Raw genomic sequence first — 15,700 nt, 5'->3', positions numbered from 1 at the left:
CGTGGGATAGGCGGGAATCTCCAGCCGACCCATGCTTGCAGCATGACGACGCCGATCAGGTGCACAGAGTGCGATGGGCGCGGCTGGAAGATCGTTACCCGCTTGGGGCGGGTCTCCGCCGCGGCGCTCGGGGCGGGAGAATCCGCCCGCAAAGCCTGCCTGCACTGCGACGGCCCGGGAGCGGACGATGCTCCTGCGGAGCAGTTCGAATGGGAGGTGCTGCTTCACTCCGACTCAGGAGAGAAGCCGGTCGCCCGAGGGTCCTCCGCGTTCCAGTCGACGGCGATGGACGAGGTGCGGGCGGTGATGCGATGTGCTTCTTCCGTCAGCACGGTCGAGGGGCGAATCCTCCACAAAATCTATGATCTTGGAAGATGTGCCGACCCGTATTCCAGTCGGGAGGTATTCCGCGTCTTCCTGGACTCGGCGGGTTCGGTGAGATTCGAGCGGGTGATCGGATGAGCGGCCGCGTCCCGAACACTTCTGGCGCGACAGGAGAGATCATTCCTGCCTGGCGCCCTGGCTGGCCGGAACGAGAACACCCGATGGATGAGGGCTTCTACGGCGTACATATCATCCAAGCACCGCAGGTTCGCTGGTATCCCATCGTTTATCGGGTACGTCGGATCCGCGTTCAGCAGAACACCTGCGAGTGCCAACCGGTGGTGTACGAGTTCTGTTCGGCCGGAGGGCTCTACTTCGTTCGGAAGCACGACAGACGTGGCCCGACGCCCATCATGGCGGAGACCGCGTGGATCATCCGAGAACAAGCCGAGTCGGTCTGGCTCGCTTTCGTGGCCGACTCCAGGAGACGGCGGTGCTGACAGTGACACACTCAATCGCTAGCGTGCTTATGCAGACAAGTGGAAGATCGAACGGGCGGTTGAAATGAGCATGCAGTTCGCTCCACCCAAGTACGCCCAGGTGATGACGACCATCCAAGAGCGCATCGAGCAGGGGGAGTACGCGCCTGGAGAGATGCTGCCGTCCGAGTCCCAGCTTGTCCGCGAACTCGGTGTGGGGCGTACCACCGTGGTCAGGGCGCTTCAGACACTTGCCATGCAAGGGTGGATCGAGCGCGAGCATGGGCGTGGATCCTTCGTGAAAGGGCGGCCGGAGACCACGCCTGACCGTGTCAGGCCGGGTGTCGCGTCGACCGAGCAACCCGAAGATGCCGGCGATGTGCTGGATGCGGGTCGTACCCTCGCGCCTCGCCATGTGGCGCGGTTGCTGGGGGTCGAGGAACGAACTCTTGTCGTCTTCCGCCGTCGGATAGCGCGGCAGGGCGATCTGGTGTCGGCGGTGGAGACGTTCTGGTTCTCTCTGGAACTTGCGCTGGGAACAGACCTGGAAGACCCACGCCCCCTGCGCCGAGGGCTGCGCCATCACCTTCAGTCGGTCAAGCACCTGAGGTTCGATCATGTCATCGAGCGCGTGACGTCGCGCGCGCCCACGGAAGAAGAGGTTGAGGCGTTGAGGACGCAGGACCCTGTCCTAGCAGTTCTCGCCACTGTTCACGACCCTTCAGGCGTGGCGCTGATGGTCATGAACCTCGCACTCCCCGGCAGGCTCCACGAGCTTGAGGACGTTTACCCGGTCAGCTAAGTCTTGCTCCCGGGTAAGCGTGAACGATTTGCGCTCGGCTCTATGCTCAACTTATGCGGACAAGTGGACGACCCGACAAGGGGTTGTCCTCGTTACTCCGGCACTGTCGTCCCCGAATACCCTCCCCTGCCCGGAGACCCAGCCGGGCAGGAACTTCCATTGGTTCGTCCAAGCACACATCGCCCGGATCACAGGTCCCACCATCTCGCCCGGCGGTTCCGGCTGTCCGAAGCCTCCCATGAGGAGGCCGTATGGTCGCCCGCCGCCACGCCATTCACCTGACCGCCAGACAGGAGGCCCGAGTCGCTTGCTATCCCCAGCCGCACCGCGTGCCGCCTCCAGCCCTCGGCGTAACGTTCCTCCTGCGCAACAGCGACGGCCTACCCAAGCGCGAGGGCCCAGACTTCGCCACAGCCATGCTGCGAATGGCGAGCGCGTACCGTCCACCGGAAAGCCGGTGCCGTTCGATGACACAACAAGTCCACAACGGCCGCCCGTCGGTCAGGTCAGCCCACACTCGGCAAGAGAGCAACAAATCGCTACATGCCCTCCGCTGACCGGAGCGAACCCCAAGTCCGAACCCCAACGTTTCATGGCGTTGGAGTTCGGCCGGAGGCCCGCGATCGGGCATCACGATCACCGCCGCAGGTGAGACCTCGGGCATCGCGACCACCATGCCCGTGCCGTGCCTCGGAGCCGACGACCTCTCGTCGAGTCAACCGGGGTGGGGGCGCTCTCGGTCGATGCGCACCCGGCCACGGTCAGTACACCTGGTGGAACAGCTCCTGGATGGAGGTGATGGTGACGGCCTGGCGGAGGATCCGCTCCAGGCGTTTGGGGTCGGTCTGTTCAACGATGCGGTCCTTGGTGGCCTCCGTGACGGTGAAGCCGCGCTCCTGCAGCACCACGAGTACGGCCGCCGGTGAGACCTCGGACGTGGCGAGCGCTCTGCCCCGGGAGATGCCCAGCATCATGATCCGGAGGAGGGCATCACGGACGAACGCGCGCTCCGGGTTTCCGGTCGCGGAGAAGGGCTGCCCGGACACAGGCGGCTCTTCGCTGGCGGGCGCCGTCTTCGCGCTCTCACGGGCGGATGTCCTCACAGGGAGCAAGGTACGCCAGATGACCATCCCATTACCGCCAGTTACCGAGATTGAGCCTATCGGCGGCCCACGACACGCTCGCACCACCATGCATCGCGTCCTTGGACCGCATCGCACAGGCCGCGGGGCAAGAAGCGCATCTTGCGGAGGGGGTGGGCGCGGAGCTCCTTCAGCGGGGTACGGCGGGTGCGGGCGGGCGTGGGCCGGAGGACCGTCCTGAGGCGGGAGTCCGCCTTCCCCGGACGAGCCTTCGCAGGCTTGCGCACGGCCCGGCGCGCGGCCGGAGCCTGCGGCGCCGGTCCCTGGGCCGCCGAACCACGTGGTGCCGGGCCTTGGGACGTCGAACCGTGTGGCGCTGCGCCCTGCGCCGCCGGGCCGTGCGGGGTGATGGGCGACTCGGGACCGCTGATGGGGCCGGGGACGGCCGAAGGCGCCGTAGGGGGCGTGAGCGGCGACTTGGGGCCGGGAGGGGCGGGGGGCGACGGCTGGGCGAGGGAGAAGCCCGCCCCGCAGCCGAACCCCAGCGTCCCGGCGAACGCGAGCGCCAGCCACACCCCCGTCCACCGGGACCGGGGCGGCGACGGCGCCTGACGGATGAAGGCCGACGGCGGAAGGTCGTTCACGGTCACCTCCGAGGTCACTGACAGCTTGGTAGAGCTACTAGTTCCACACGGGACGGCTCGTCGGTGCCGGACTGTCGCAATTTGACGCGACGATGAACCTGACGCTGGCATGCTGAGGCCAGAGTTCGACACAACGACCAAACCCATTCTGATCGCCACATTGGTGATTCAGCATGGCGTGAGCGGAAACCGGAGGGCGGAGTGGGGAAGCTGGTGCGGGACAAGATTCCGGACATCATTCGACAGAACGGCGGAAACCCCGTCATCACCATACTCGGGGCTACTGAATACCGCGAAGCACTCACGGCCAAGCTCTTCGAGGAGGCGGGCGAACTCCGCGAGGCGCCGATCGGCGAGGTGGCGGGAGAGATCGCCGACGTGTACGAGGTGCTGCGGGCCCTGGCCGCCGACCACGGCTACGACTGGGCGGCCATCGAGCGTACGGCGCAGGCCAAGCGCGACGAGCGCGGCGGTTTTCTCGACCGCCTCTATCTTGCCTGACGGAAATTGGCGAAACCTCCCAAGGCGCCGACAAACCCGACAGGAGACTTAATCCTTCACCTATATCCGCAATAATGCACTTTACGTCGCCGGTAGAAGCCGTTACCCGCCATTAGCATCACCACGTGCGCGAGGTCGTGGTATCAAAGTCACCGGGCTCAACCGGCGACACCGAGGGGCTGAGCTCTTCCCCTGCCACGTTTTCACATGTGCGCCCAGCACACGCCCCCCATCGTGAGAGCGAAGTGATCCAATGAGCACCACCAACCGGCCAGGCATCGCCCTGTACGGTCCCCCCAGCAGCGGCAAGGACGCCGTCACCGAAACCCTCCACTACCTCTACCCCCGGTTCGTCCTGCTCCCCGAGCTGAAGGTCAGCGCCGAGCGCACCAACGGATACGAGCTCATCTCCCGAGAACGGCGCGACGAACTCCGCGCCGCGGGCAGGCTGGCCGTCGACTCCCAGCGGGGCGACGCCGCCTACGCCATCGACCAGCAGACCATCGAGACGCTGCAGTCCATGCGCTGCATCCCGATCGTCCACCTGCACTCCATCGCCGAACTGCGCCAGCTCATGGAGTACGTCGGCGACACCTGGCTGCGCGTACTGCTGTGGGTGTCGCGGGACGTGGCCGAGGAACGCGCTCTGGAACGTTCCGACGCCGACGTCTCCTCCTGCCTGGCCGCCTGGGACCAGACACGGGCCGACCTCGACTCCCACGACGAGGAGCGGCTGTTCCACCTGCGCGTCCACACCGACCGGATCAGCATCCACAAGGCCGCCCAGAAGATCATCGACCTCTACGCGAGCCCTCAGCCGGGCTGAGCCGACCGAGAGGTCCGGGACGGCCGCCGGGGGGCCGCCGTCACCGGACCTCGGGTCAGCGGTTCATCGGAAGTCGGCGATCCGGAAGACCGAGATCATGTCGCGCGGCCGGTTCACCTCGCCGCCGGTCGCGTAGTACGACGCCTCGACGCCGACCCAGCCGTGGAAGTTCCCGCTGTCGTCGATGATCTGGTACATCGGCTTGACGTGCGAGTTCCCCGTGTAGCACTTCTCGTTGCTCCGCTCCATGGCCAGGCAGGTGCACCAGTGCCACAGCGTGTCACGCCGGTCGAAGCTGGACAGCTTGGCGAGGTAGTACTGGATGGAGGTCACGTTGGCGGGGGTCCCGCCGCCGTAGTTGGGGCAGCCGCTGCTCCCCTTGCACGCCGACGTCGAGTTCTTCTGCAGGTACGTCAGGCAGTGGGTGGTCTGGGCGCAGGTCTTGAAAACCTGATGGGTGAAGGTCTGGCCGGCCGACTGGGTCACCTTGTCGGAGTTCCACCCGGCCAGGTCCTGCTTGAGGGTGGCGGGGTGCTGCTGCACGGTGGACATGGCGCGGCGGGTGGCGAGCGTCGCCGTGCTGCCGTAGGCGTACCCGTGGGTGGCGAACGAGCTGGTCTGGAAGTTGAGCCGGACGAGCTTGCCGTCGGCGGAGGGAACGACCTGCCACGTCTCGTTCCCGGTCCGCCCGGTGGTCCAGGTGATGGTGACGGTGTCTCCGGCCAGGATGAACGTTCCTCCGGCGGCGTCGCCCGGCGCGGTGCCGGAGAACCCGTTCGCGGTCAGGACCTTGCACCTGCGCACGTTCGCCGTGGAGGTGAGCGAGTCCGTGGCGCAACTGGTGTCCGGTTCGACGTTGGTCTGGGTTCTGGCCTTGTGCTCGGTCTGCTTCCACAGGTACATGGACGCGTTCACGGTGCCGTTGCCGTTGAAGACGTACGTTCCCAGCCGCACCCAGTTGGCGCGGGAGCCGTCGCGCAGGTTGCCCTGCGAGACCACGAAGTTGTCCTTGCCCCCGGGCAGCGTGGCCGCAGCAGCCGAAGGCGGGGACGGGGACGGCTCGGCCGGCGGCGAGAGCGCGTACGAGGGCGTGAACTGGGTCGTCAAGAGGGTGAGTGCCGCGAGGGCGACGGTCATCGCTTTCCGCATAGGGCGTCCTCCTTGTTAACGGTCACGACCGATTCTGCGTCATGGCCGCCAAATGGTCCATAGATCGAATTTCGGACCTGGAAGTTATTCAGATAGGAGCCTCTGCCGCCACACGTGGCCGGACGGCAGGGCCGACACCAGCCAGTCGAGCTGCGCCTCGGTGAGGATCGGGACCACCCGCTCGAAGTCCACCTCGTCCTTGGGCCGGATGCCGACGGACTTGAACAGCAACTGCACCTCCGGCGACAGCCGCAGGAACCCGTCGTCGGCCACGAGCAGCGACGACAGCGGACGGCGCACGGCCGGGTCGCGGCGATAGACCCACTCATCGCCCTCGATCTCGTCCAGCATGAGCTGGAAGCGCCACGGCCCGCCGGGGTGCTCGCGCACCCAGATGTCGTGCGCGTGCGCGGGCAGCACCTCGCCCACGGCCCAGGGCCGCAGTTCGCCGGGAGGGTCGGCGACGTGGCAGTCCCAGCCGGCGAGATGGGCGCGGGCGGCGAGGTGGTCGTCTCGCCGGACGGACAGGTCGAGGTCGCCGTGGTCGCGGTAGGCGTGGCCGACCGCGCGTTCGAGGGCGTACCCGCCGCTGAGCCACCACAGGGCCTTCAGTGGCCGGAAAAGGGCGATGATCTCCGGCAGGGGGGCATGTTCCCAGGTCATCGGTACAAGGGGTCCGTTCTGCGGGTGTCAGGATCGTGTCAGGCTTTGTGGCTTTGCCGTACAGGTCGTGTAGCTAATGGGGGCAAATAAGCCTTTGTCGGGTTTCAATCGAGATATGGAGACCAGCAAGACACCACTCGCTTTCCTGCTCGCAGGTGGATTCTGCACGATGGTGCTCGCCAGTGCCATCACAGCGGTCGCGTTCGACGACACTCCGGCGAGGGTCGGCGCGATGGCGTCGGTCGTGTTCTGCTTCGCCTGGTTCGCCCGCCGCGCCCTCGCCGCCCCCGCCGCCGCGCTGATCGCGTGGCTGTTCACGACGGGCTTCCTCGTCCATCATCTCGGCACTCTGGCCTTCGAGGGCGCCGACCTGGTCAGGCTGGGCCTGTTCGAGGTCGTGGCGATGCTCGGCGTGGCCGTGGCCGCAGGGCTCCGGCTGGCCGCGAGGGCGGAACCGCCGGCCCCGCAGGTGAGCATCCCCGCGCAGGCTTCGTACGAGATACCACCGGTGAAGCAGCGGCCTGCCCGCACCGCGTGACCACGTAGGGTTACCTTGTGACCTCCCCCCAAGGTGACCCCCAGAGTGCCACTTCGGCTACAAAGAGTCGCCGACGCAAGCGCTGGCTGTCGTGGACGATCGTGTTCCTGTTGGCGGTGGTGGCGTTCGTCCGCCTCACGGGGTTGGAGGCCGGGCCGTTACTCACCCGGCTGATGGCGCTCACGCCGTACGTCTCGGTGCTCGCGGCCCTCGTGGCCGCCCTGCTGTTCGCCCGCAACCGCCCCGCCGCCCTGGTCGCCCTGGTGGCGTGCGTGACACTGGCGGGCGTGGTGGTGCCGCGCACGTTCGCGGAGTCCGCGGGCGAGGGCGAGCCGCTGCGCGTGCTGACACTCAACGTGGCCGGTCGGCAGGATCCGCGCGTGGTCGTCGAGCTGGTACGCAGGTTCCGCCCGCACGTGTTCTCCGCCGTCGGACTGCCGGCTGGCGGCACGGAGGGGCTGCGGCAGGCGGGCATCGAGCAGCAGCTGCCGTACACCGTGCCGGGCCTCTACTCGACGTACCGGTTGCGTGCGCTCGACGGCGTGCAGGGCGCACGTCTGGAGGCGCCGTCCGGCCCGATCGAGGTCTTCTCCGTACGGCCCGGCCCGAAGTCCGGCTGGCACGGCGTGCTGCCGCCGCCCTCGCCGGAGGCGATCAGGGTGCTGGCGGGCGATTTCGGCGCCAGCCTCGACCACCGCGCCTTCCGCCAGTTGCTCAAGAGCGGCTACGCCGACGCGGCCGCCCGGGTCGGCAAGGGGCTGGTGCCCACCTGGCCGAGCGGGCGCAGGGTGCCGCCGTTCGTCACCGTCGACCACGTCGTCGCCGACGCGCGGGTGGAGGTCAGGCAGGTCGAGGTCGTCGATGTGCCCGGATTCGAGCACCGGGCGGTCTACGCGGAACTGGCCACGTAGGTGTACGGGCGCCCGCGCCGCATGGCCGTTGTTCCGGCGCGGGCGCCCGTACCCACCGCTACTCGGTTCCGCCCTTCGCGGCGAAGGTGTCGGCCGTGGCCGTGCGCTGCGGGATCGAGCGCAGGTTGACGGCGAAGCGGGCGGTCGAGTCGGCGATCGCGTCGGCGTTCACGTCGAGCGCGGTCAGGTTGACGTTGGAGATGTCGTCGCAGGCGGCGTGGTAGCAGGGGTCGTAGGCGACACCCGCCGTACCGCCGAACAGCGCGGCCTCGGCCGGGGTCTTGATGCCTTCGGCCCCGGTGAAGATGCCTCCGGCGGGGATCCCGGCCGCGATGAACGGTCCGTAGTCGGAGCGTCCGTCGAAGTCGGTGCCGACGTGGCCGAGCTTGCGGCCGTCGTAGAAGCGTTCGAACTGCTTCTCGATCTGGTCGGATCCGGGCGGGCCGGCCGGTGAGCCGGTCTGGTCGGAGTTGTCGCCGTCGTACAGCTTGATGGCGTAGTTCGGCGAACCGATCATGTCGAAGTTGAGATAGAGACGGATGCGGTCGCGCTCGGCCGCGCTGAGCCGTTCGACGTACTGGTCGGAGCCGAGCAGGCCGATCTCCTCGCTGGCCCACCAGGCGAAGCGCACCTTGTGCTTGACCGGCAGCTTCGCGATCTGCAGCGCGGTCTCCAGGATGGCGGCGCTGCCCGAGCCGTTGTCGTTGATGCCGGCGCCCTCGTGCACGCCGTCGAGGTGGGAGCCGACCATGACGACCTTGTCCGGGTCGCCGTGGCGGGTCTCGGCGAGCACGTTGTCGCTCTTGCCGAGGGTGAGCGTGCTGTCCACCTTCAGCCGTACGGTGGCCCCGGCCGCGGCGGCCAGTTCGTTGCCGACGGCGAAGTCGGCGTAGACCATCGGGGCTCCGCCGCGCCACTCGCCGATGTCGAGCGGGTTGGCCTCGGTACGGCCCGGCTGCCCCTCGTTGAAGATGATCAGCCCGGCGGCTCCGGCGCGTCCGGCGTTGCGCACCTTGGTCGCGAAGGAACAGGTGCCGCGCTGGACGAGCGCGATGCGCCCGGCGACGAAGCCGGCGAAGTCGGCGGCCTCGCAGCCGCTGGTGGAAGTCGGTGTCGGGGTGGGCGGCAGGCGCAGGTCCACGGCCTGCACCTGCGCGGTGACCTCGCCGGCCGGGGACGGCTGGAAGGTGTAGAAGTCCTGGTTCGGCACCCAGGTCTTGCTGCCCGGCGCGGTCAGGTCGAGGGCGGGCGGGTTGTTCTCCACCCATTTCTCGACGAAGTCGGTGGGCTGGAAGGTGACCCGGTATCCGGCCTTGCGCAGTTGCTTGGCCACGTAGTCGCGGGAGGCGTCGTACCCGGCCGTCCCGGCGGCCCGGTTGCCGCCGTTGGCGGTCGCGATCGCCTGGAAGGCGTCGAGATGCTTCTTGACGTTCGTGCCCTTGACCCGCTTCACCAAGATCTTGGACAGGACGTCGTCCAGTCCGGTGGCTGCATGGGCGGGCGGGGTCAGGGCGAGGGGTAGGGCGATCGCCGCTACGAGCGCGGCGAGGCCCTTGCGCGGTGTCACACGCATAGTGCTGGGCTCCTCAGGCTGATGGATCCCCCGATTCATCGCTTCCTGGAACGTAACAGGCGAATCACTCGCAAGCCCAGAGCGACTATGCACCAAAATCCGGACACTTTACTGAGTGATGGCATGATGCCCGAATGACATGGACAGCCCCTGAGGTGGACCGCCCGGCACCAGACCTGCTCGCCGCAGAGCGGGAGATGGTCACCGCCTACCTCACCTGGCACCGCACCACCTTCCTCCGCAAGTGCACCGGCCTGACCGGGCAGCAACTCGCCGAGCGGTCCGTGCCGCCGTCCGCCCTGTCGCTGCTCGGCCTGATCAGGCACCTGGCCGGGGTGGAGCGCGTGTGGTTCCGGCTGCACTTCGCCGGTGAGGACACCGAGGGCCCGGGACGCGAGGCCGACTTCGCCGACCTGGACCCGGCCCGCGCCCAGCAGGAGTACGAACAGCTCGTCGAGGGGATGCGGCGCTCGGAGGAGATCGTCGCCAAGGCGTCGCTCGACGACACCTTCGTCTACAAGGGCCAGACGCACTCGCTGCGCCTCGTCTGCTTCCACGTGATGCAGGAGTACGCCCGCCACGGCGGCCACGCCGACCTCATCCGCGAGCGGGTGGACGGCACCACCGGCTACTAGGCGAACCGGGCGCCGAGCCCACCGTCCACGGCCCACTCGGCGCCGGTGACGAAGGCGGCCGCGTCGGAGGCGAGGAAGCAGACCACCTCGGCGACCTGGTGCGGCGTCCCGATGCGCCCCATCGGGTGCAGACCCTCGACACGCTCCCGCGCCCCCGGATCCGGATGACCGTCCAGGTAGTCCTCGACGAGCCGGGTGGCGGTCCATCCCGGGCTGACGGCGTTCACCCTGATCCCGTACGGCCCCAGGTCGAGGGCGAGGCTGCGGGTCAGCCCGACCAGGCCGGACTTGGCGGCGGCATAGGGGAACATGCCCGCCGTGGTGAGCCGGGCGTGCAGCGAGGCGACGTTCACGATCGAGCCGCGCCCGCCGGCCTTCATGCCGGGCAGGACGGCCCTGGTCATCAGCCAAGCGGCCTTGAGGTCCACGGCGAACAGCGCGTCCCAGTCGGCCTCGCTCATCTCGGCCGGGTCGAAGTAGGCGTTCCTGCCCGCGTTGTTGACCAGCACGGTGACCGGGCCGAGTTCACGCTCCACCCGGGCGACGGCCGCACCGACCGCGTCGGCCGAGGTGATGTCGGCCTCGATGGCCAGCCCGTACGCGGCGGGCAGCACGTCGAGGACGGCCACCGCCGCGCCCTCGCGGGCGGCGACCTGCGCCACCGCCGCCCCGATCCCGCGCGCCCCACCGGTGACCAGCAGCACCTCCCCGTCGAGTCTCATCGGGCCGCCCGGACGGCGGCGAGCAGCCCCGCCGGATCGCCCGCGCCGAGGGCGCCGCCGACGCCGCAGGCCACGGCCCCTGCGGCGATCCACTCCGGCGCGTTGTCCGCCGTCACCCCGCCCGTGGGCACGACCGGCGCCTGCGGCAGCGCCTGCAACACATCCCGCAGTACGGCGGGGCTCGACGCACGGGCCGGGAAGAGCTTCACGGCGTCGGCCCCGGCCTCCAGCGCGGCGACGATCTCGGTGGGGGTGGCGACGCCGGGCAGGACGGCCAGGCCGTACCGGTGGCCGGTGGACAGGACGGCCCGGTGCGTGGACGGCGAGACGAGGAAGCGGGCCCCGGCGAGCGCGGCCAGCCGGGCGCTCGCCTCGTCGAGCACGGTCCCCGCCCCCACCACGGCCTCGGGCCTGGCCCGGACGACCTGTTCGACGGCCTGGAGGGCGCCCGGCGTGGTCAGCGAGACCTCGACCACGTCGAGCCCGGCGTCCACGGCGCGCAGCGCGGCCGCCACGGCCGCCTGCGCGCTCTGAGCACGCACGATGGCTATGAGCCTGCGCTCGGCGATCCGCTCCATGACGTGCCAGCGATACATGTTCGACTCCCCACCTGGCCGCAAAATTCACCATGAACCTGGTCAATCATCACCCCCGGCCTGGAAGTCACCCCTCATCGGATGATGAAATGGGCCCTCCGTGTCCGTCTCCGCAGGGAGAGAGAACGTTGAAGGACAACCTCGACCTCGCCACCAGCGCCCAGGCCCTGGCCGACAGCGCCCCCGCCGGATCGGTCAGCCGCGCGGCGGCCTCCTCCGTGGCGATCACACTGGCCACCACCCGCGACACCGACACCGCGCGGACCACTCTCGACGGCCTCGCCCCCGAAGAAGTGCGGCGGGAGGCCCTGGCCCTGTTCGACCGCCTCACCAGCGAATGAGCCGCCGGTGACTCATTACTCGTCGCTGTCCTCGCGCCAGAGTTCGGCCCCGTTCTCGTCATAGCCGATGATCCGGAAACCGTCGTCGTACAGGTCCTCGCTGTGCCGCTGCGTCCCCGCGAACAGGCGGAAGCCGCCGATCTTCCATGGATCCGGCCTGGTCCCGGCCTTGACGGTGGTGCCATCCCCGAAGACCAGTTCGACGCGGGCGGTCTCGGTGCTCGTGATGCCGAACCAGTGCTTCTTGTGGTCGCTCAGTATCACGTTCATCGGCCTACCGCCCATGTCGATCAAGGGCTGGTCCGGTCCGCCGTTCTCGACCACCGCGCGGCCGGGTGTGAGCGGGTGAAGGCCGCCGACGGCCTGACCGTTCAGCTTCCAGATCAGGGTCCTGTCGGGGGTCTCGTACAGGCCCACGACCAGGTTGCCGGGCATTTCCACGGTCGCGCCCTGCGGCTTGGCGACGGCCTCCGGGCTGACGGTTCGCTCTCGCTCGATTCGCGTGTTCGGCTCGCCCTCGCGGCCCGCGAACTCGAACGCCGTCACCGTCTTGTCCGAGGGGACGGTGACCGTCCAGATGCCCTGGGGGGCGTCCTTGGGCCGGTGGACGGTCCCGGGCACCTTGCCCGCGCCGGTGAGAGCGGTGACGCCGGAGACACCGTCCCGTGCGGTGCCGAAGTACAGCACCAGCCCCGTGGCCGGGGCGGGGAAGCCCCCCGTGGAGCCCTGCTCGGTCGCCTTCTCGGTACCGAGAGGCTCGCCGCAGCTCGATGTCGTGCCACCCGTCCTGTCACGCCTGTGTGCGCACAGGACCGTGCCCTTGTCGGTCCTGGCGTACCAGAGGTCGAGGTCGCGCTTCTGGGAGGGGTTGGTGACCGTCACAACCTCGCCGATCCGGTACTCGTCGCCGGTGTAGTCCTGGAGAGGGCCGCTCGGGGCGACGGTGCCGGTGGTGACGTCGCCGTCCGTTCCGCTCGCGGCCATCAGGCCGGTCGGGACGACGATCACCGCGACGCAGACGCCCGCCACCAGCGCCCGCCTCGCCGTCCTGCGGCGGTGCGAACGCGAGACCACCTCGGCGGGGAAGCGCGACGGCGCCCTGGGGGCGCGCTCGGCGGCACGCCCGAATTCCGCGCGCAGGTGGGATTCCAGTTCGTCGCTCATGCGAGGTTCCCGTTCGTCGTGGGGTTGGGCAGGGTGACGCGAAGCTTGGCCAGGCCGAGCGATGCGTGACTGCGCACGGTTCCTCGGGAGACGCCGAGCATGGCGGCGATCTCCTCGTCCGGCAGGTCCTCGTAGTAGCGCAGCACCAGCACGGCACGCTGCTTCTTCGGCAGGCCGGCCAGCGCCGGCCAGAGTCCGTCGTCCGAGGGCGGACGGTCGGGCCGTCCCGTGTCGGGAAGTGCCCAGTCGAGCCGCTCACGCCGTCGCAGCCGCCACGTTCTGATGTGCAGCCTGGTCATGATCATCCGGGTGTACGCCTCCGGCGCCTGTTTCTGCCGCACCTTCGGCCAGGCGCGGTGGAGCCGGACCAACGCCTCCTGGGTGAGGTCGGCCGCGTCATGCGGGTTGCCGCTGAGGAGGTAGCCGTAACGCAGCAGCGCGTCCGCCCGTTGCGCCACAAACTCCTCGAAGCGCTCGTCCAAAGAGCTCTGCCTTTCCATGGTCTCGTCTTGGGGTAGAGCACTCTGCCGGTCGGACTGTTGAATCGCCGCAGCAGCGAAACCCGCTGCGGGGGAGGGTCCCTGTTTCCACAGGCAGTGACCGCCTGGGGAAAGCGAGCGGTCCCTTCGGGTGATATCCCATGTCACCCCGAGAAAGGGACCACATGGCAGCCATCCGGCTGGGCCGGCCACCGGAGGAGTCCATGGACGACTTCGACCGCGTCTTCGCGGCGCACTTCCAGGAGATCCACCGGTACGTCGCACAGCGACTCGGCCCCGACCACGCCGAGGACGTGGCCGCCGAGACCTTCCTGACCGCCTATCGCAAACGCGACCGCTACGACCCCGGCCGGGCGGGGGTCAGAACCTGGTTGTACGGCATCGCCACCAACCTGGTCGGCAAGCACCGCCGTACCGAGACCAGGGCGCTGCGCGCGTTACGCCGCCACGACCCGCCGTCGGCGGACCCCGGGCCCGAGGAACGGGTCGCCGAGCGGGTGAGCGCGCAGAGCCTGCGGCCCGCGCTCGCCCACGCGGTGGCCGCGCTGAATGCGGGTGAGCGCGACGTGGTGCTGCTCGTGGCGCTCGCCGGGCTCACCCATGACGAGATCGCGCAGGCGCTCGGCATCTCCTACGGGACGGTCGGCTCCCGGCTCAGCCGTGCCCGCCGCAAGCTTCGCGCCGCCCTCGGCGGCACCGACCCGATGGGGGCAGATCATGTTCGAACCTGACGAGCTGAACAGGATCCGCGAGTTGTACGGCACCCCGGAGCCGGACCCGCTCGCCCAGGCCAGGGTGTTCGCGCGCGTGAAGACAGGGGCCACGCGCAGGACCGCACCGAAGATCGGACTGGCGATCGCCGTCATGATGGCGGCCGTGACGCCAGCCGTGGTCGCACCCATGCTTTGGCCGTCGGCGCCGGCAGAGACACCGACCCTGATGGGCAGGCCGGTGCTGCTGGCAGCCGCCGCCGAGGCGGAGCGGGCGCCGCAGGGCACGTACTGGCGGGTCGCGCTGAAGTCCCGCGTGATTCAGCCGGACTGGTTCGGCAAGGGCCGTGACCGCTACCAGGTGGAGACCTCCGCCGTCATGGAGACCTGGATCGACCGGTCGGCCCGGCGGTGGATCGGCCTCGCGCAGTTGCCCGCCAGGCCGCTCGACCTGGACGCGTGGAAGGCGGACGGCTCGCCGCGCCGCTGGGGAGTCTGGGCGATGAAGGCGGGAACACCCGAGGTGAACAGGGTGCGGGGGATGGAACGGTTCCGCGCGGGAGGCGCCCGGCTCACCTTCGAGGAGTTGCAGGGGCTCCCGGCCGAATCTGATGCGCTACGCGCGTGGGTGAAGAAGTCGGTCATGTCGGGTGACCGGCCGGTCCAGCCGCACGAGGTCGAAGGCGTGACGGCCTCGGCGCTGGGCGGGCTCCTCTACGGCGTGCCGGTGATGCCGGAGGTCCGCGCGGCCGCCTTCCGCGCGCTGGCGGCGCTGCCGAGCGTCCAGGTCGAGATGGGGGTGCGCGATCCGGAGGGCCGCACGGGAACCGCCGTCACCTGGTCCGCGAGCGGCGCCGGGGCACAGGGCCGCTTGATCATCGACCCCGTCACCTCCATGGTGCTGTCCTCCTCCTTCTCGGGGGAGGCGGGCTACCGGACCGAGGTGGTGCTGGAGTCCGGGTGGACCGACGAGAAGCCCGCGCCGCCCGACGTCGGGGAGATCACAGGTTGAGGATCTGGATCCGGTCGCCGCGCACGCCGGCGCCGTGCAGCGCGGCCGTGGCGTCGGCGACCAGGGCGGTGGGGCCGCACACGTAGGCGTCGTGCTCGGCGGCGTCGGGCACGAGCAGCCGGAGCCCGGCCGTGCTGAAGCGCTCGGAGCCGAGCAGGATGTGCAGGCGGCGGCCGGGCCGGTCGGCGAGGGCGGTGAGTTCGTCGGCGAACAGCATCTGGTCCGCCGTACGCACCAGATAGATCAGTGTCACCGCGCCGGACAGACTTCTGAACAGGCCGCGCATCGGCCTGATGCCCGCTCCCCCGGCGACCAGGAGCACTTTCCCCCGGGCATGCCGGGCGGTTCCGGTCACCATGAAGCCGCCGACCCGCCCAAGCAGCCGGACAACGTGCCACGAATCACATAAACCACACTATTCGCCCTTTTATCCGTATTGGGCGGTCTTATGCTGCTGTTAAGGGTCCGTTGCGCGGGATCTAAGGAGAGGCGGACCTGCTTCCGCAGCGGCCGAGAATAGGCCACTGT

General features: G+C 69.2%; 20 protein-coding genes. 11 read left to right on the top strand and 9 right to left on the bottom strand.

All coding sequences use genetic code 11. The annotated features are described in order from the left end of the window. The first annotated feature begins 42 nt into the window (after positions 1–42). Positions 43–462 (top strand): hypothetical protein, encoded by a 420-nt coding sequence (locus ABD120_RS31335; protein WP_343953806.1) that lies wholly within the window; start codon positions 43–45, stop codon positions 460–462. Between the two features lie 426 nt (positions 463–888). After that, a complete protein-coding gene (locus ABD120_RS31330) occupies positions 889–1,605 on the top strand; it encodes a GntR family transcriptional regulator (RefSeq protein WP_343953805.1) in 717 nt (238 codons plus the stop codon). A gap of 761 nt (positions 1,606–2,366) precedes the next feature. Here the strand turns inward: ABD120_RS31330 and ABD120_RS31325 are convergent. Then, a complete protein-coding gene (locus tag ABD120_RS31325; RefSeq protein ID WP_343953804.1) occupies positions 2,367–2,708 on the bottom strand; it encodes a hypothetical protein in 342 nt (113 codons plus the stop codon). A 444-nt stretch (positions 2,709–3,152) separates the two neighbouring features. On the opposite strand from ABD120_RS31325, the gene ABD120_RS31320 reads away from it, so the two are divergent. The 3 genes from ABD120_RS31320 (at position 3,153) to ABD120_RS31310 (ending at position 4,658) form a co-directional block, all read left to right on the top strand. Further along, positions 3,153–3,299 (top strand): hypothetical protein, encoded by a 147-nt coding sequence (locus ABD120_RS31320; RefSeq protein ID WP_343953803.1) that lies wholly within the window; start codon positions 3,153–3,155, stop codon positions 3,297–3,299. A gap of 245 nt (positions 3,300–3,544) precedes the next feature. Further along, the gene (locus ABD120_RS31315) at positions 3,545–3,832 is read left to right on the top strand and encodes a nucleoside triphosphate pyrophosphohydrolase (RefSeq protein ID WP_343953802.1); all 288 of its coding nucleotides are present in this window, start codon (positions 3,545–3,547) and stop codon (positions 3,830–3,832) included. Between the two features lie 253 nt (positions 3,833–4,085). After that, complete coding sequence (locus tag ABD120_RS31310; RefSeq protein ID WP_343953801.1) at positions 4,086–4,658, top strand: guanylate kinase; 573 nt, start codon at positions 4,086–4,088, stop codon at positions 4,656–4,658. 63 nt (positions 4,659–4,721) lie between these two features. Here ABD120_RS31310 and ABD120_RS31305 read toward each other — a convergent pair whose 3' ends face one another. Together ABD120_RS31305 and ABD120_RS31300 are read right to left on the bottom strand one after the other, a co-directional pair. Then, on the bottom strand, positions 4,722–5,807 hold the full coding sequence (locus ABD120_RS31305) for a hypothetical protein (protein WP_343953800.1): 1,086 nt from the start codon (positions 5,805–5,807) through the stop codon (positions 4,722–4,724). A gap of 84 nt (positions 5,808–5,891) precedes the next feature. Next, a complete protein-coding gene (locus ABD120_RS31300; protein WP_343953799.1) occupies positions 5,892–6,470 on the bottom strand; it encodes a nucleotidyltransferase domain-containing protein in 579 nt (192 codons plus the stop codon). 115 nt (positions 6,471–6,585) lie between these two features. On the opposite strand from ABD120_RS31300, the gene ABD120_RS31295 reads away from it, so the two are divergent. Together ABD120_RS31295 and ABD120_RS31290 are read left to right on the top strand one after the other, a co-directional pair. Beyond that, positions 6,586–7,008, top strand: coding sequence for a hypothetical protein (locus ABD120_RS31295; RefSeq protein WP_343953798.1), 423 nt, complete (start codon positions 6,586–6,588; stop codon positions 7,006–7,008). A gap of 101 nt (positions 7,009–7,109) precedes the next feature. Then, a complete protein-coding gene (locus tag ABD120_RS31290) occupies positions 7,110–7,919 on the top strand; it encodes an endonuclease/exonuclease/phosphatase family protein (RefSeq protein WP_343953797.1) in 810 nt (269 codons plus the stop codon). A 58-nt stretch (positions 7,920–7,977) separates the two neighbouring features. Here ABD120_RS31290 and ABD120_RS31285 read toward each other — a convergent pair whose 3' ends face one another. Next, positions 7,978–9,492, bottom strand: coding sequence for a M28 family metallopeptidase (locus ABD120_RS31285; protein ID WP_343953795.1), 1,515 nt, complete (start codon positions 9,490–9,492; stop codon positions 7,978–7,980). A 134-nt stretch (positions 9,493–9,626) separates the two neighbouring features. On the opposite strand from ABD120_RS31285, the gene ABD120_RS31280 reads away from it, so the two are divergent. Then, positions 9,627–10,127, top strand: a complete 501-nt coding sequence (locus tag ABD120_RS31280) for a DinB family protein (RefSeq protein WP_343953793.1) — start codon at positions 9,627–9,629, stop codon at positions 10,125–10,127. Here the strand turns inward: ABD120_RS31280 and ABD120_RS31275 are convergent. After that, on the bottom strand, positions 10,124–10,849 hold the full coding sequence (locus tag ABD120_RS31275; protein WP_343953792.1) for an SDR family oxidoreductase: 726 nt from the start codon (positions 10,847–10,849) through the stop codon (positions 10,124–10,126). The two genes, ABD120_RS31280 and ABD120_RS31275, sit on opposite strands and share 4 nt — an antisense overlap. After that, on the bottom strand, positions 10,846–11,445 hold the full coding sequence (locus ABD120_RS31270) for a bifunctional 4-hydroxy-2-oxoglutarate aldolase/2-dehydro-3-deoxy-phosphogluconate aldolase (protein ID WP_343953791.1): 600 nt from the start codon (positions 11,443–11,445) through the stop codon (positions 10,846–10,848). The genes ABD120_RS31275 and ABD120_RS31270 overlap by 4 nt, the downstream gene beginning before the upstream one ends. A 128-nt stretch (positions 11,446–11,573) precedes the next feature. Between ABD120_RS31270 and ABD120_RS31265 the strand changes: the two genes are divergently transcribed. Beyond that, positions 11,574–11,786 carry a hypothetical protein gene (locus tag ABD120_RS31265; RefSeq protein ID WP_343953790.1) on the top strand — a complete coding sequence of 71 codons (213 nt, stop codon included), beginning with the start codon at positions 11,574–11,576 and terminating at the stop codon, positions 11,784–11,786. 15 nt (positions 11,787–11,801) lie between these two features. Here the strand turns inward: ABD120_RS31265 and ABD120_RS31260 are convergent, their stop codons facing one another. Beyond that, complete coding sequence (locus tag ABD120_RS31260; protein ID WP_343953789.1) at positions 11,802–12,950, bottom strand: hypothetical protein; 1,149 nt, start codon at positions 12,948–12,950, stop codon at positions 11,802–11,804. Then, positions 12,947–13,450, bottom strand: coding sequence for a SigE family RNA polymerase sigma factor (locus tag ABD120_RS31255; RefSeq protein WP_343953788.1), 504 nt, complete (start codon positions 13,448–13,450; stop codon positions 12,947–12,949). Before ABD120_RS31255 ends, ABD120_RS31260 begins: the two co-directional genes overlap by 4 nt. Positions 13,451–13,614: 164 nt before the next feature. On the opposite strand from ABD120_RS31255, the gene ABD120_RS31250 reads away from it, so the two are divergent. Together ABD120_RS31250 and ABD120_RS31245 are read left to right on the top strand one after the other, a co-directional pair. Then, the gene (locus ABD120_RS31250; RefSeq protein WP_343953787.1) at positions 13,615–14,181 is read left to right on the top strand and encodes an RNA polymerase sigma factor; all 567 of its coding nucleotides are present in this window, start codon (positions 13,615–13,617) and stop codon (positions 14,179–14,181) included. Then, the gene (locus ABD120_RS31245; RefSeq protein ID WP_343953786.1) at positions 14,168–15,172 is read left to right on the top strand and encodes a CU044_5270 family protein; all 1,005 of its coding nucleotides are present in this window, start codon (positions 14,168–14,170) and stop codon (positions 15,170–15,172) included. Before ABD120_RS31250 ends, ABD120_RS31245 begins: the two co-directional genes overlap by 14 nt. Here ABD120_RS31245 and ABD120_RS31240 read toward each other — a convergent pair. After that, the gene (locus ABD120_RS31240) at positions 15,162–15,530 is read right to left on the bottom strand and encodes a ferredoxin--NADP reductase (protein ID WP_343953785.1); all 369 of its coding nucleotides are present in this window, start codon (positions 15,528–15,530) and stop codon (positions 15,162–15,164) included. The two genes, ABD120_RS31245 and ABD120_RS31240, sit on opposite strands and share 11 nt — an antisense overlap. Between the last annotated feature and the right edge of the window lie 170 nt (positions 15,531–15,700).

This window comes from Nonomuraea longicatena (assembly GCF_039525605.1).
GTDB lineage: Bacteria > Actinomycetota > Actinomycetes > Streptosporangiales > Streptosporangiaceae > Nonomuraea > Nonomuraea longicatena.
This window is presented reverse-complemented; position numbering and strand designations above follow the sequence as displayed.